Origin of the sequence: Evansella halocellulosilytica (assembly GCF_002335745.1) — a bacterium.
GTDB classification, from domain to species: domain Bacteria; phylum Bacillota; class Bacilli; order Bacillales; family Salisediminibacteriaceae; genus Bacillus_CA; species Bacillus_CA halocellulosilytica.
Genome location: NZ_NIST01000001.1, coordinates 1,279,408 through 1,294,177, shown reverse-complemented (window position 1 = coordinate 1,294,177; position 14,770 = coordinate 1,279,408). Strand labels below are relative to the sequence as shown.

Annotated in this window: 18 protein-coding genes and 1 pseudogene; 8 read left to right on the top strand and 11 right to left on the bottom strand. The window is 39.3% G+C overall.

Going from position 1 to position 14,770, the window contains the following annotated elements:
- The 3 genes and pseudogenes from CD001_RS06270 to CD001_RS06260 form a co-directional block, all read right to left on the bottom strand.
- Nucleotides 1–1,320 (bottom strand): annotated as a pseudogene (locus CD001_RS06270) (IS1182 family transposase); the annotation flags it as partial.
- A 310-nt stretch (nucleotides 1,321–1,630) separates the two neighbouring features.
- The gene (locus CD001_RS06265) at nucleotides 1,631–1,993 is read right to left on the bottom strand and encodes an ArsR/SmtB family transcription factor (RefSeq protein WP_096186700.1); all 363 of its coding nucleotides are present in this window, start codon (nucleotides 1,991–1,993) and stop codon (nucleotides 1,631–1,633) included.
- Nucleotides 1,990–2,424: an SRPBCC family protein gene (locus CD001_RS06260; RefSeq protein ID WP_096186699.1), complete on the bottom strand. Its 435-nt coding sequence runs from the start codon at nucleotides 2,422–2,424 to the stop codon at nucleotides 1,990–1,992. The genes CD001_RS06265 and CD001_RS06260 overlap by 4 nt, the downstream gene beginning before the upstream one ends.
- Before the next feature lie 218 nt (nucleotides 2,425–2,642).
- Between CD001_RS06260 and CD001_RS06255 the strand changes: the two genes are divergently transcribed.
- Nucleotides 2,643–3,371 (top strand): Bax inhibitor-1/YccA family protein, encoded by a 729-nt coding sequence (locus CD001_RS06255; RefSeq protein ID WP_096186698.1) that lies wholly within the window; start codon nucleotides 2,643–2,645, stop codon nucleotides 3,369–3,371.
- 158 nt (nucleotides 3,372–3,529) lie between these two features.
- Nucleotides 3,530–4,009, top strand: coding sequence for a glutathione peroxidase (locus CD001_RS06250; RefSeq protein ID WP_096186697.1), 480 nt, complete (start codon nucleotides 3,530–3,532; stop codon nucleotides 4,007–4,009).
- A gap of 47 nt (nucleotides 4,010–4,056) precedes the next feature.
- Here CD001_RS06250 and CD001_RS06245 read toward each other — a convergent pair whose 3' ends face one another.
- Both CD001_RS06245 and CD001_RS06240 read right to left on the bottom strand, forming a co-directional pair.
- Nucleotides 4,057–4,890 carry a 1,4-dihydroxy-6-naphthoate synthase gene (locus CD001_RS06245; RefSeq protein WP_096186696.1) on the bottom strand — a complete coding sequence of 278 codons (834 nt, stop codon included), beginning with the start codon at nucleotides 4,888–4,890 and terminating at the stop codon, nucleotides 4,057–4,059.
- Nucleotides 4,891–5,544, bottom strand: coding sequence for a futalosine hydrolase (locus CD001_RS06240; protein WP_096186695.1), 654 nt, complete (start codon nucleotides 5,542–5,544; stop codon nucleotides 4,891–4,893).
- A gap of 202 nt (nucleotides 5,545–5,746) precedes the next feature.
- Between CD001_RS06240 and CD001_RS06235 the strand changes: the two genes are divergently transcribed.
- From CD001_RS06235 to CD001_RS06230, 3 genes are all read left to right on the top strand, one after another.
- Nucleotides 5,747–6,127, top strand: coding sequence for a DnaJ family domain-containing protein (locus CD001_RS06235; protein ID WP_096186694.1), 381 nt, complete (start codon nucleotides 5,747–5,749; stop codon nucleotides 6,125–6,127).
- 16 nt (nucleotides 6,128–6,143) lie between these two features.
- The gene (locus CD001_RS26310; RefSeq protein ID WP_179298634.1) at nucleotides 6,144–6,290 is read left to right on the top strand and encodes a hypothetical protein; all 147 of its coding nucleotides are present in this window, start codon (nucleotides 6,144–6,146) and stop codon (nucleotides 6,288–6,290) included.
- A 138-nt stretch (nucleotides 6,291–6,428) separates the two neighbouring features.
- On the top strand, nucleotides 6,429–7,055 hold the full coding sequence (locus CD001_RS06230; protein ID WP_096186693.1) for an FMN-dependent NADH-azoreductase: 627 nt from the start codon (nucleotides 6,429–6,431) through the stop codon (nucleotides 7,053–7,055).
- A gap of 75 nt (nucleotides 7,056–7,130) precedes the next feature.
- On the opposite strand, the gene CD001_RS06225 is transcribed toward CD001_RS06230, so the two are convergent.
- From CD001_RS06225 to CD001_RS06215, 3 genes are all read right to left on the bottom strand, one after another.
- The gene (locus CD001_RS06225; RefSeq protein ID WP_096186692.1) at nucleotides 7,131–7,955 is read right to left on the bottom strand and encodes an aldo/keto reductase; all 825 of its coding nucleotides are present in this window, start codon (nucleotides 7,953–7,955) and stop codon (nucleotides 7,131–7,133) included.
- Between the two features lie 84 nt (nucleotides 7,956–8,039).
- Nucleotides 8,040–8,531: a GNAT family N-acetyltransferase gene (locus CD001_RS06220; protein WP_096186691.1), complete on the bottom strand. Its 492-nt coding sequence runs from the start codon at nucleotides 8,529–8,531 to the stop codon at nucleotides 8,040–8,042.
- Nucleotides 8,532–8,590: 59 nt separating this feature from the next.
- A complete protein-coding gene (locus CD001_RS06215; RefSeq protein ID WP_096186690.1) occupies nucleotides 8,591–9,880 on the bottom strand; it encodes a globin-coupled sensor protein in 1,290 nt (429 codons plus the stop codon).
- Nucleotides 9,881–10,138: 258 nt separating this feature from the next.
- On the opposite strand from CD001_RS06215, the gene CD001_RS06210 reads away from it, so the two are divergent.
- Nucleotides 10,139–11,302, top strand: coding sequence for a MalY/PatB family protein (locus tag CD001_RS06210; RefSeq protein WP_096186689.1), 1,164 nt, complete (start codon nucleotides 10,139–10,141; stop codon nucleotides 11,300–11,302).
- 34 nt (nucleotides 11,303–11,336) lie between these two features.
- Here CD001_RS06210 and CD001_RS06205 read toward each other — a convergent pair whose 3' ends face one another.
- The 3 genes from CD001_RS06205 to CD001_RS06195 form a co-directional block, all read right to left on the bottom strand.
- Entirely contained in the window at nucleotides 11,337–11,543 is a 207-nt protein-coding gene (locus CD001_RS06205) for a YwbE family protein (RefSeq protein ID WP_096186688.1), read from the bottom strand.
- A gap of 255 nt (nucleotides 11,544–11,798) precedes the next feature.
- On the bottom strand, nucleotides 11,799–12,275 hold the full coding sequence (locus tag CD001_RS06200) for a spore coat protein (protein ID WP_096186687.1): 477 nt from the start codon (nucleotides 12,273–12,275) through the stop codon (nucleotides 11,799–11,801).
- Between the two features lie 193 nt (nucleotides 12,276–12,468).
- Nucleotides 12,469–12,837, bottom strand: a complete 369-nt coding sequence (locus tag CD001_RS06195) for a hypothetical protein (RefSeq protein ID WP_096186686.1) — start codon at nucleotides 12,835–12,837, stop codon at nucleotides 12,469–12,471.
- Nucleotides 12,838–12,983: 146 nt separating this feature from the next.
- Here CD001_RS06195 and CD001_RS06190 point away from each other — a divergent pair, with 146 nt between their 5' ends.
- Both CD001_RS06190 and CD001_RS06185 read left to right on the top strand, forming a co-directional pair.
- Nucleotides 12,984–13,376: a kinase-associated lipoprotein B gene (locus CD001_RS06190; protein ID WP_096186685.1), complete on the top strand. Its 393-nt coding sequence runs from the start codon at nucleotides 12,984–12,986 to the stop codon at nucleotides 13,374–13,376.
- Between the two features lie 287 nt (nucleotides 13,377–13,663).
- Nucleotides 13,664–14,731: an undecaprenyldiphospho-muramoylpentapeptide beta-N-acetylglucosaminyltransferase gene (locus tag CD001_RS06185; RefSeq protein WP_096186684.1), complete on the top strand. Its 1,068-nt coding sequence runs from the start codon at nucleotides 13,664–13,666 to the stop codon at nucleotides 14,729–14,731.
- The last annotated feature ends 39 nt before the right edge of the window (nucleotides 14,732–14,770 follow it).

Below are 14,770 nucleotides of genomic sequence, written 5' to 3'. Positions count from 1 at the left end.
TTCCCTCTTTAGCTTTCGTACATTGGGGACGTAGGGGACATTCAAAACAATCTTCACATTCATAAACCTTAAACGTTCGCTCAAATCCTGCTTTATCTGTCCTTTTCGACCAATACTTAAAGTTCAATTTCTTATCATTCGGGCACGTAAAAGTGTCACTCTCTTGGTCAAAGTACCAGTTGGCTACGTTAAAAGCATTGTTTTTGTATGCTTTTTTCTTTTCTTTACGGTACATCCCATAGGTGATTAGGGGCGTCCGCTGGCGAATGTTTAAAACGTCATCGTAATTCTGTTCGCTTCCATATCCGGCATCGGCCACTATGTAAGAGGGCAACGAGAAGAACCATTTCTCAATTTTATTAAGAAAAGGAATAAACGTCAGCGTATCAGTAGGATTTGGAAAGATGTCATAAGCAAGCGTGTACTGTCCTTCAGTGGCAATTTGAAGATTATATCCGGCTTTCAGTTGACCATTCTTCATGTAGTCATCTTTCATCCGCATAAACGTGGCATCATGGTCTGTCTTGGAATAGCTGTTTCGATCTCCCAGGGTCGCAAGATCCTGCTTGTATTTTTGTTTACGCGCGGCAAAATCCTTGAACTTTTTACGGTACTGTTTAGGTGCTTTCCGTTCTGAGCGAAGTTGTTTTCGTTTCTGTGTGTCTTGAGTCGTTTCAATCCGGTTATTGTAACCTTCAATGGTTTCATCCAACTTCTGAACGACCTCTTCGAGCTCCTTGTTAGACAGTTCTTTTTGGCTATCCCGTTCTATTGCAGGAATGATCTCATGTTCTAGAAGTTCCTCATAGAGTTGATTGGATTTCTCAACTAAACGGGTGCTGTACCTTTCAACGGATTTACGCCAGACAAACGTAAACTTATTTGCATTTGCCTCAATCTTTGTGCCATCGATGAGATCGATTCATCTTCAATCACCTTTTCTTTAACCAGCTGACAACGGAATTGAACGAAACACTGACGTAGTAATTCTTGGACTTCATGGTGTACCCTAAAACGGTTGATCGTACGGTAGCTTGGTTCATACCCTTGCGCCAGCCACATCATCCGAACACTGTCTTTCAAAAGCTCCTCAATTTTTCTCCCAGAGAAGACAGATTGTGTATAGGCGCAAAGGATGATCTTCATCATCATTCTGGGATGATAGGCCGGACAGCCCGTTGTACGTAAAAATCCACTGAATGCCTCATCGGGGATGGCTTCTACCATATCATTCACGGCAAAAGCGATATCATTTTCCTGAAGTTTATAGGCTAAATCCATCGGCAAAATGATTTGATTCATGTTATAATCTTTATACATAAGGATACCTCCGATTCTGTTTTTGTGTGGATACTTTAACTTTATCAGAAGGTATCCTTTTTGTGTATACGTATAAACTAGACGGACTTATCCAAGTTGATTGTCAAAATCACGAGACGCCTGCGGGAAAAGCAAGAGCTGAAGATCCATCGGGGCGATTTTACCCCGATTAGCTGAAGCCTTGCCCGCGGCAAGCGAGTGTTTTTTGAAACAATCAACCCAAAATATAATATGAATAACTGAAAAAGAAGAAATGGCACTCACCGACGGTGAGTGCCACTCTTATTAACTGGGTTTTGTCCCAGCCCCTTCATTTTTTGTTATCGCTTCGAGATCGTTCTAGTTCACTTTCTTCGTTATCTTCGACATAATGCTTTAGCATTGAAAGCTTATTATCCCAGAATTGTTCGTAATAGGCGACCCAATCTTTTACCTGTCTTAATGGCTCTGACTGCAATGAATATCGTTTTTCACGCCCGATTTTCTCACCTTTAATAAGCTCTGCCTCTGAGAGAATCGTTAAGTGTTTCACAACTGCTGTCCGTGTCATCGGGAAATTCTCGCTAATCTCACTAATCGGACGCTCCTTTTCTGCAAGGAGTTCGAGAATCTTCCGTCTCGATGGATCAGCAATCGCTTGAAACACATCATACTTAGGTGCCAGAGACATTATGCTTCAACAGCTTTCTTCAATGCCTCATATACAATAGACTCCCAGCCGTTACTCATACGATCATGAACAATACTCTGTTTTTCACCGGTACCGGAAATAATATCATCTGCCTTACCCCAGCCTCCATGGGTTAACGTAAATGAAGTTTTTCCGTCTGTTTCAGTTAATTCAAATGTCACAAACCATCCAGAGTTGTCCCACGTAAAAGAAAGCTTGTTCGGTTCATCAAGTTCAGTTACTTTACACGGTGATTTTCCGAAAGGCGATTCCAGATAAAACTCGTGTCCTTGAACAGGCTCAAAGTTATTTGGCATAAACCATTGTGCGATTCCTTCTGACGTTGCGACCGCATTCCAAACTTTTTGAATTGGAGCATTTAAAACGAGGTGCTTTTTAATATTAGGTAAGTTATTGTTTTGCTCAGTTGTCATATAATCTCTCCTTCTCCAAATTGAAATAAAACCTTAAGGTGTCACTTCCTGAATTATATATAACCATATGGTGTCACGTCAACCGCTAATATAATAAATTGTTTCATTTCCTATTGATATTCTTCATTTTCCCCGTTATTATTCATGAAAATAAATTGAATACATTTCGCATTTTTACACGTATGTACTATATAAAGTTATTTTGAGGAGATGGTTACATGAGAAGCGGCAATCCAGTATTAAGCCACGGAAATTTTTCAAGTTCGCCTTCCAGTACAGCAACGATGACGATTCAAGGAACTGTGAATAAAACGTTAGGACTACTTTTTTTAGCTGCTGCTGCAGCAACATATGTCTGGTCTCAGTTTTTCGCCGGTCAAGATGTCAGCCTGTTCATTATGGTCGGAATACTAGGTGGCTTAGTGTTAGCACTCATAACTGCGTTTGTACCGAAAGCTGCACCTATATCTGCACCATTGTATGCGCTCGTGAAAGGGCTCGCGGTCGGAGGTATCTCGGCGTTTTTTGAAGCTGAGTTTCCTGGTATTGTCATCCAAGCTGTTTCGTTAACATTTGCAGTGTTATTTACTTTATTACTTTTATATAAGGCACGGGTCATCCGGGTCACGAAGAAGTTCAGAACGATGGTAATGGCTGCAACGGGAGCAATTTTCATTGTTTATTTAGTGAACATTGTGTTGAGGCTATTTACGAGTATGTCTGTACCGTTTATCCATGATAGTGGACCGCTAGGGATTGGCATTAGTATGTTTATCGTTGGGGTCGCAGCGATGAACTTAGTGATTGATTTTGATTACATCGAACGCGGAGTGAGAAATCATGCCGCAAAAAATAAAGAGTGGTACGCGGCTTTCGGACTGCTCGTTACGTTAATTTGGCTATACCTTGAGATCCTGCGGCTTTTAGCAAAATTAAAAAGAAGGTAATAAAGCAGTGGCTTTTCTAGAAAGTCTCTCACTTTGAACCCAATTTGGAATCACGTAAAATGATTTCGAATCAAGCACAATATTAGGCATATCGTTATCATTCAGATGTTTAACAGCTGTATAATGAAAGGAAATGATCATAAAGGAGTGGATATCGGATGAGTTTACATGACTACACAGCAACTATGATCGATGGGCAAAAGAAGTCATTAGCAGACTTTAAAGGGAAAGTCATTGTCGTCGTAAACACAGCAACAAAATGTGGATTTGCACCACAATTTGCCGAACTCGAGCGAATATACAAAGATTATAAGGACGATGGACTCGTTATTATTGGCTTTCCGAGTAACCAATTTATGAATCAGGAGCCTGGCTCAAATGAAGAAGTAAAGCAAGTTTGCAGCACAGAATATGGAGTCACGTTTCCACTCACTGAAAAAGTAGATGTTAAAGGTCCAAACATCCACCCAATTTTCGACTATTTAACTTCAGAAAAGAAAGGATTCTTGAACGAACAAATAAAATGGAACTTCACGAAATTTCTCGTTGACCAAAACGGAGAAGTTGTTGAACGCTACGCACCAAAAACGAGCCCTGACAAAATCGAAAAAGACATTAAAAAACTACTAAATAAATAGGAGTAACCAAAATCATCCAGGTGCCAGGCACCTGGATGATTTTTCTATTATTTACGTAGTTTTTCCAGATCGAATGCTGGAACGAGTCCTTCTTCTGCCGCTCTCCCTAGTAATGATTCGATTGCTTTAAAGCCATCATCACCGAGGTCACGAGTAAATTCGTTCACGTATAAATCGATATGTGACTTTGCGACTTCTACACTCATTTCTTGTGCGTGCTCCATCACATAATGTTGAGACTCGTCTGGATGTTCCCATGCATAATCAACTGACTCACGTATCCACTTTGAAATTTTTGCTGTATTTAAGTGTCGTTTCGCTGTGATCGCACCTAGTGGAATCGGCAAGCCAGTATCTTCTTCCCACCAATTTCCGAGATCTGTGACCATATGCAAGCCATACTCCTTGTATGTAAACCGTGCTTCGTGGATGACGAGGCCAGCATCGATACTCCCATCCCGTACAGCAGGCATAATCTCATGGAATGGCATGACGATAATTTCTCCAACTCCACCACTCACATTTTGTGCCGCCCATAACCGGAATAACAGATAAGCCGTCGATTTTTCACTCGGGACAGCCACTTTCTTCCCACTTAAAAATGATGAATCATTTACATCGTCTTTCGTCAAAACAAGCGGTCCGCAACCTCTGCCAAGAGCTCCTCCACACGGGATAAGCGTATAATCGTCAAGCACCCATGGAAGAGCAGCGAAGGAAATTTTCATGACTTCCGGCCCTTCTCCTTTTGCTGCCCACTGATTTGTTTTATCTATATCAGCGTAAGTAACCTCTAATTCAGGTGCACCTTCTATAAGACCATGTGCCAATGCATGAAACACAAACGTATCATTCGGGCAAGGTGAATATGCAATTTTCATTTATAGTGCCTCCTTTAAAACCGAGCTTGCCTTCTCTATGACGAGAAGCGCCTCATTTATTTTCCATGCTCCGCGATCTCGCGGACCAACGGCATTTGAGACCGAACGTACTTCTATAACAGGGACATCGTTCTGTTCTGCAGCTGTTGCAACACCGAAGCCTTCCATCGCTTCCACAGCTGCACCTCGCACTCTTTCGGATAAAACTTGAGCCGTTTCGCTAGTTCCTGTCACTGTTGATAACGTAAGGACAGGCCCTTTATTTACTTTAAGTTCTTTCGTCAGCATCGCAGCATATAGTTTTTCTACTAACTCTTTGTCACAATGAATTCTTGATTTTCCAAAGCCTAATTGTTCAATCGGCTTGAAGCCATCGTCTGTCTCTGCACCTAAGTCAGCTGCAACGATTTCAGTCGAAACAACAAGGGAGCCTATTTGCGCAACATTAGGAAATCCCCCTCCAATACCAACATTCACTACAAGATCATACTGCTCTTTTGACAACAATGACGCAGTACTCGCAGCTGCATTCATTGGACCTACGCCAATTACTTGAACGTCAAACCGGGGGTCATGATGAAGACCGCGTAGTACCGCTTCTTTCTCTACATCCACCGATGTAACGATTAACACTTTTTCATGTTTCGTAGTCATCTCGTTTCTCCTTTATGTTAAATAACCTATTGCTAGTTTAACAATTACATAAAAAATAAGGAAGCAAGAGGGATATTCTTCATAATGCAAACGACGAGAGTAATTCTTTTATAAAAAACGTTTTATTTACAGAATACAGGAGGAGATTTCCGACATAAAATGGAATAAGATACTTAATACTTCCTATTGGGATGTGATCTTAATGAATGAAGAGGATTATAAAAGTCGCGATTTAATTGGCCATATGTACAAAGAGCATGAAAAAAAAGGTGGTTTTGACAATCTACCTGGGAAAGGAAAGAAGTTAACCCGCGAACAATTGACGTCCGACCCACTTAACAGCGTATTAAAAAATGCTCACTTCCTCCCTGAATGGGTGAAAGCACAGCATAAAGTGAGAGACTTAATTCATGACTATATTTATAAACGAGACAAAGGTTTTTTCAATGAAAAGGAAGCGAAAAAATATATGAAAAACATTAATAAGTATGTCAAAAAATACAACGGATCTTGTCCTTATTCATTGCAAAAGCCACCTGTTAGTGATGAGACGATCGATCGTGATCAAGGACGCTGGGAATAGGAGGTAACCATCGATTATGAATAAAACTTGTCCTCTTTTTTATGACGGCCGCTATGAAAAATCTATCAGTACTGCAACCGTTGTAAAATCTAGCTTCACGATTACTAATAAAATGAGACGGTGTCTTTACGGAAACGATAAAACGATCAGCAGCCTTTTATAACGGGCTGTTTTTTTATTAGGTTAATTTTAACAGATAATAGTGAGTTTTAATCAGTTGCTTACTTAAAGTAAGTGATGTATAATGCTAACTTGTGATCTTATAAAGATTAAATATTTTAACATCAGGAAGGTGAATACCATGGCACAAGTTTTATACATTACCGCACACCCTTTAACGGAAGAGCAATCAAATAGTTTAGCAGCTGGAAAGGCGTTTCTTGACTCTTATAAAAACGCAAACCCTGAAGATGAAATCATTCACATTGATTTATATAATGAGGAGATCCCTCAAATTGATGCTGACGTCTTTGCTGGCTGGGGCAAGCTGCAATCTGGAGAAGAGCTAACTTCAGTTGAAGAAAAGAAAGTGAGCCGCTTAGCTGAGCTGAATGAGCAATTCATTCAAGCTGACAAATATGTATTTGTTACACCTTTATGGAATTTCTCATTCCCACCAGTAATGAAAGCATATTTAGATGCTGTAGCAGTTGCGGGCAAGTCATTTAAATATACAGAAGAAGGTCCTGTCGGTTTATTAACAGATAAAAAAGCATTACACATCCAAGCACGAGGCGGTGTATACTCTGAAGGTCCAGCAGCAAGTATGGAGATGGGTCACCGTTATATCGAAATTATGATGAGCTTCTTCGGCGTTCCATCTGTTGAAGGATTGTTCGTTGAAGGACACAATGCGACTCCTGAAAAAGCAGAGGAAATTAAAGACAAGGCGATTTCCTTAGCAATCGAAACTGGAAAAACATTTTAATTCAATTTCCCATGATTATTAAACGATAAAAAAGGTGTGATAACGGCTCAATAGCTGCTTCACACCTTTTTAATACTATCTCACATTCATTTCGCTCGGCTTTGGACCTTTACGTTCACCACGGTCTAAGCCGTTAATTTTTTCAACATCTTCAACTGACAATTCAAAATCAAAAACATTGAAATTTTCTTCGATTCGAGATGGTGTCACCGATTTCGGGATGACGATCGATTCATTTTGTAAGTGCCAGCGAATAATCACTTGAGCAGGCGTTTTGCCATATTTTTCAGCAAGTGATTGGATTACTTCATTATTTAAAACGTCTCCGCCTTGCATAAGCGGGCTCCAAGCTTCCAAGTATATATCATGCTTTTTACAGAAGTCTTTCAATTCATTTTGTGCCAAATATGGATGGCATTCAACTTGGTTCAATACAGGCTTTACATCACATTCATCTAAAAGTCGCTCTAGATGATCAATGTCAAAGTTACACACACCGATTGCTTTCACTCTTCCGTCATTGTAAAGCTTTTCTAGCGCCTTATACGTATCAACGTATTCATCGTATTCCGGTGTCGGCCAGTGGATGAGATACAAATCTACATAGTCAAGGCCTAGTTTTTCCAGGCTCTCATCGAATGCTTTTAACGTATTTTCATAACCTTGGTTCGAGTTCCATACTTTCGTCGTAATAAAGAGGTCTTCACGAGGAACATTCGTCTGCCGAAGTGCTTCACCAACACCACTCTCGTTTTTGTAAACGGCAGCAGTGTCAATGGAACGATAGCCACTTTCTATTGCCTTTAATACAGCTGGAGTTGCCGCTTCGTCTTCAACTTGCCATACACCAAAACCTAGTTGAGGCATTTTCACTCCGTTATTCAATGTTATGTAGTTCATCGTTATCCACTCCCATTTATATATTTAAATTCTTTTCATCCTTTACTATAGCACATCGGTAATGAATGAATCATTTTATTTGCTTTACATTTCCCTTTTATAAAATTTCTTATCTACTGCTAAAGCCGGGAAACTTTTCGGTAAGTGTTCACGTTGAACTTGGACAAAACCATTTTTTTCATAAAAACGATGTGCTGCTAAAAATTGAGGTGTTGTTCCTAAATAGATCTCCCTCACCGAATGAGACATACACCATTCGAAAGCTGTAGTCAATAATTTAGAAGCAGTTTGATGTACCCTCCCTCGGTATTGAGCATGTACAAACATTTTTTTCAAAGCGACTTGTTCGTTTCCAATATCCAATAAACCGATCGTCCCAACTACTTTTTGATGGATTGTAGCAATCCAAAAGTTTCCTTTTCCAGTTTGATAGATTTCTTTAACATTGAACAAATCCGGCTGATCTTCAACCGAAATCGGAACATTAAATTCATTTCGTTGGATTTTTATAATAAGCTTTATGACGTCGTCTTCAAACTCTTTCCTGTATTGGATGATATTCATCTTCTCGTTCATTTCTCTCTCCCTCGCTAAAAGAGAAAAGATCCCTTCGCCAGAGATCTTTCCCATCTACCTTACAATGATTTCGTTTCTGTATTTAAGTTATCTGCTGTCATGGCAAGCTGATAAACAGCATCATTTAATTCTTTAATCACTTCAGATACACCCGTTAATTGCTGCTGCACGTTTGCGTTCTGTTCATTCGCTTTTTCTGTCTCTGTAACAATGTTATCAAAAAATTCATTCGTATTTGAAAGACTTTCTGCATTTTCCACGATGAACTGTTCTATCTTAAAAACATCATTTGAAACTTTTTCGATTCGTTCTTTCGTTTGCAAAATTAAGTCAGAGACATTGCTAACTGAGTCAGTCGTCTGCTCAGAAAGCTTTCGCACTTCATCAGCGACCACTGCGAAGCCTTTTCCTGCTTCTCCCGCCCTTGCTGCCTCAATCGCTGCATTTAGAGCGAGCAAGTTTGTTTGGTCTGCGATCGACTGAACAATCGTCACAATATCACTGATTTTTTCTGACATCCCTTTTAGAGAATCGATTTCTTTCGTCATTTGTTCCATTGATTTGTTAATCTTCTCAACTTCATCATACTGGGCATTTAGCTTCTGTTTCCCTTCTTTCGATAGATTTGCTACTTGTTTTGAGGAATGTGTACTTTCATTGCTGAAAGTGAGGACATCATCTGCTTTGTTTTTTATCTCATCGATCGATGCACTCGTTTGCTCAGATAATGCAGCCAACTCTTCTGATGTTTCACTCACTTTTTGCTTCAACGCTTGCTGAACTTCATAGCCTTCATTACGAAGTCGTTCGTTCTCTTTTTCATATGCTTCGAGAACTAATTGTTGTTCAACGTTTAAAATTTTCGTTACAGCTATTAATGCTTCATAACGTTGCTCCGGATGACTGATTTCTTTTACGAGTATACTTGAAATCGTTAATAATAAATCTTGGAATGCACACATGTACCATTTTGTTTCTAGACCGATCCTTACATGAGTATGAGCAATAACAGCACGCTGCTCAATGAAACGATCATCTATAATTCCGTTAAACATTTCCTTAATGTGCTTCGTTAAGGTACCTTTTAGCTTATCTACTGAACTATGTTTATTAATGATACGGACTAATTCTTCGTTGCGAAATAAATTTTTATAAAATTGATCGACGATCTGATTAATATATTTTTCTACTATTGGCTTGAGAGACTTGATGATTCCAAGATCTTCTTCTGTTAGTTGAATCATTTCGAGTTGCTGAATGATATCATCTGATACGTGAACCGTTCCTTTTGATTGCCAATCTATGGAACGGTTCATTTTCTCTTTTTTCTTAAACACACTTAAAACCACTTTGACTCCCCCCACTTTCTAAAAACTACACAGTTATAACATTGGAAACATTTAATTTATTTCTATATAGTATAGAGTAGAAATGATCGAAAACATAGATACATTTTTAAAGTACCCGTTTGCTGATTTCACCAAATGCTCAAGTATGATGGGATTTTATTAGCACGTTGAAAATTTCTCAATTGAAAAACGTGTCATATTTTTAGTTAAAAGAACCATAACAAATTAGTACTGTAATCTTAAGAAAGGGTGATAACCATGACATTTGATCATAAAATCGACCGCCTAGGGAGTTCTTCAGTAAAATGGGACATGACGAAAGCTGTATTCGGCGCAGACGACATTTTGCCGATGTGGGTTGCCGACATGGATTTTTCTCCACCACAAGCAGTTATCGATGCTCTACAAGACCGTGTTAATCACAAGGTTTTCGGCTATACATATGTTGGTGACTCAACGTCTGAAGCGATCACCAGCTGGCAGAAACGTCGTCACGGCTGGACGATCGAAAAGAACTGGCTGCTTTTCAGCCCAGGAGTTGTGAAGTCCATCGCGACCATTATAAAGGCATTTACCGATCCGGGAGATAAAATCCTTGTCCAATCCCCGGTCTACCAACCATTTCTATCGATTCCAGAAGCAAATGGCCGCGAGGTTGAAAATTGTTCACTCATCCGAGGAGAGTCACATTACGATATCGACTTTGAGGCATTTGAAGCATCGTTGAAAAAAGGGGTGAAGCTCTTTCTATTTTGTCATCCTCATAACCCTGTCGGCAGAGTTTGGCGGAAAGAAGAACTGATCAAGATTGCAGAGTTATGTAAAAAATATCATGTCCTCGTCGTATCCGACGAAATTCATTCTGATCTCATTTATAAACCTTACAAGCATATACCTTTCGCCTCTCTTTCAGAGGATATAGCAAAACGAACGTTTACCTTAATTGCACCATCAAAAACGTTTAATTTAGCCGGACTACAAGCATCAGCCATCATATGTGCAAACCCTAATTTTCGCAGAAAAATAAAGGAAATTCATAAAAGCCAAGGTCAGTTCACCCTCAATCCGTTTGGTATCGCAGCCATGGAAGCAGCATACAAAGAAGGTGAAGAATGGCTAGAGAACTTGCTCCAATATTTGCAAGACAACATTACGCTCGTTAATGACTACTTAGTTGAACATCTGTCTCAAGTCAATACGGTTAAGACAGAAGCTACGTATTTAGTATGGCTTGATTGCCGTGAGCTCGAAATGTCTGAAGATCAATTGCAACAGCGGCTTATCCAAAAAGGGAAAGTAGGTCTTGAACCAGGCTCCAAGTTCGGAAAAGGAAGTGAGGGCTTTATGAGGATGAATATCGCTTGTCCACGTGACGTAGTCGAGGATGGATTGGAAAGATTCGTTTATGCCCTTAACGATTGATGTTTGAACCCTTCACGAGTCAGCACTCCCCTTCTCAAGGACCTGACTCGTTATATATTTGTTTTACTCGCCCGACTTTTCCATCCTCGAGTCTTACTTTTATTCCGTGTGGATGATGCAGTGACTTTGTTAACAGTTCTTTTACGATCCCGCGAGTTAGTTTGCCTGTACGCTGATCTTGCTTTAATACGATATCGACTTCAGCTCCAGGGTAAATATTCTCTCTCTTTTGGCCATTCATTTTATATCCTCCATGTTCGGTATTAATTAAATACTCGGGTCTTTCCTTGGCATTTAATTTAGAAATAATCAACCTTTTCTCACGAAGCGAAAGGCTATATTCAGTATACGATATTTCATTATGTACATCATCTCCTGAATTGTTAGGGGGGGTAATATAAATTGTGATCGTATAAAAATGAGTGCCTGCTCTTCCAATACAACATATTGAATATTGTAAGGAGAGAGCTAGGCACTCGTGTGTCAGTCCAACCTTTTATAGAACTTGTAATTCTACAATCAAGGCAAGTAATATTTGTAACAATACTTGAATGTTAACCACCACTTGGGTATCTGTTGTTGTAACGTTGACTCCTTTTGAGTTATCGATAACCGTTTGCTGGAACGTAATTTGCTTCGTTTTTGCTGTTTGTAAGAGGTCTTGTGTAATTTGTTCTGCTTGATCACTGTCAGCAACAGAAATGCGGATGATTAAAGCAATCGCTGCTTGCAAGGCAGCTTGCAATGAAACAGCGGCTTTCGTATCTGTTGTCGTAACTGTTACATCACAAGAATCACTAATAAAAATAAACTCTTCAGACAGCTGTAAAGTTTTGTTTTGTTGCTCTGCTTGCTGATTTTCATCGTCTGCTAACGGATGACAGGCATTATCATCTAGTGCTGACCAACGCTTTCGTGATCTATTCGCAGTATTTCTTGCAGGACCTACGACTGTATAAGGTTTTCTGCTCATAATTATTTCCCTCCTTTCGACACTACCATCTTATGCAATGATCGTCAGAGCGTATGGACAAACCCCCTCGGTCAAATCTACAATTTTATCTTTCACGCATTCTTGATGGACAGAAGCTTACAAGAACATAAGCTAGATTATGATTTAATAGAAAAAATGCCTATTGAATTGAGTCAATAGGCGGGCAATACTTTTAACTTTCCCCTTTAAACTTGTAAGGCTTTCTATTCGTTTGAGAATTTCTAATGACATTTGCAATTGTTTGTGTGTTTCTGTTCGGTATACTTGCATTGTTTTGTGCTGCTCTTTGTTTTCTCGTCGATTTTGTATTCGTCTGAGAAGAAGTAAGGTTGTTTTGCTGATTTTTTGTCTGGTTTGTCTCATCATACGTTTTCTTACTATTTTCAACAAATTGGTCTACATTTCGTTTTAAATCCTCTACAATCTCCTTTACTTTCCTGCGGTCTTCATCTGAGATTTGTTGTTTACGATCTTTCACATTATGCTTATCTAAAACTTTCCCAACCATCAGCTCAATGATCTTTCCTTGTGAATCTGACACGAAATCGCTCCCTTCATACCCTGTCATCTATTATTACTTTATTCACTCTGGACAATCTGGTGCTATGTAATCCGTGGAAATAGCGTTACTGCATTTTCACAAACATTCATGATATGCTAGAAAAAAACGAGAAAGGTGATCGAATCATGACTCAGCAAATCGAAATCGGAAACATCGTAACCGGTGTTTATAAAACTGGTAAATATATTGGCGAAGTCATCGGAGAGCACCCCCGTATGCCACATTATGTCGTAAAAGTGTTAGCTGTATTAAAGCATCCTCAGCAAGGTGATCTTCATAACCCGAAGACTGCAGATGTTCCCTTATTTCATCATAGAAGGGCTCTCGGAAAAAATGAAAAAGCGAATATGCCTAAAGCTCAAATTAAACAATTTAACGGTGACGTCCCTAATTATCACGAATCATTAAAAAAGGCATTAGCAGAGCAAAAACAATCTCTTTCAACGGATGATAATGAATGGGCAAAACAGTCGTTAGCAAACTTAGAATCGTTAGAGGTGGAGTATTTTAAATCATGATGATTGTCCGTTACCAAGGTTAATAGATTCAACTGCCTATTGAGGTCTGCGATCAAAGATGCATAGAACTAGATGGTTGCAGGCCAATTTGCCATTCCTAAAGAAAAGCTTAATGCACTCTCCTATGAAAATTTCCACCTCATTTTTTTGACAATAAACAAATTATTCCCAGGAATAATTTTTCCCGAACGCTTGACAGGACGCCCTTTATCAAGCGATGATAATTGAAGTAAAATTGATCAAACAATTAAAACAAATAAAGATAATAAGTTTTTTCAGGAGGGCGTATGACTAAAAAAACAATCGTGTTTACCGGCGGCGGGTCCGCTGGACATGTAACACCTAACATTGCAATTATAAATGAGATGGATAAAGAAAAATGGGACATCCAATACATTGGCTCAAAAAAAGGAATTGAGAAAGAACTCATTGAAAATATCAACATTCCGTACCATAGCATTTCCAGTGGAAAATTAAGAAGGTACATTGATATGCAAAATGTCCTTGATGTTTTCCGTGTAATAAAAGGATGTATGGAAGCACGAGCGAAGTTAAAGAAATTACGTCCGGATGTCATTTTCTCAAAAGGTGGATTCGTCTCCGTTCCAGTCATTGTCGCAGCGAGATCATTAAAAATCCCGACATTTATTCATGAAAGCGACATGACACCAGGGTTAGCAAATAAAATTTCACAGAGATTCGCTACAAAGATTTTCACCTCCTTCGAGGAGACTGCGCAATATTTCCCTAAAACGAAAACAGAAGTCATCGGTTCACCGATTCGAAAAGGTATTTTCAAAGGGTCTGGTGATAAAGGACGAAACCTGCTTGGCTTCGATCGCAAGCGGCCGATTTTAACGATTATGGGTGGAAGTTTAGGTGCTAAAAAGATCAATGAAGTAGTCCGAGAATCATTAGAGGACTTGACAAAAACGTATCAAGTCGTCCATTTATGTGGGAAAAATAACCTCGCACCTGAACTTGCAGACATTGATGATTACAAACAATTTGAATATGTCAATGAAGAACTGCCTGATATTTTAGCTGCAACCGATTTAGTCATTACGAGAGGCGGATCAAATGCCATTTTTGAATTTTTAGCGCTTCATATTCCAATGCTCATTATCCCGCTCAGTAGAAAACAGAGTCGCGGGGATCAAATTTTAAATGCAAACTCGTTTGCTGAAAAAGGATATTCCGTCACTCTTGAGGAAGAAGACTTAACCAAAGATACGTTAATCCAACAGTTACAATCGATTCATAAAAACCGCAGTCAATTTATTAACGCAATGGATGTCTCCGAACAAAGCAGAGCTCTTGATACGATTCTTGAGCGAATCGAACAAGTTAAATAAGTATGAGAACATGAGCCCGAAGAAGAAAGAGGGCCTCCC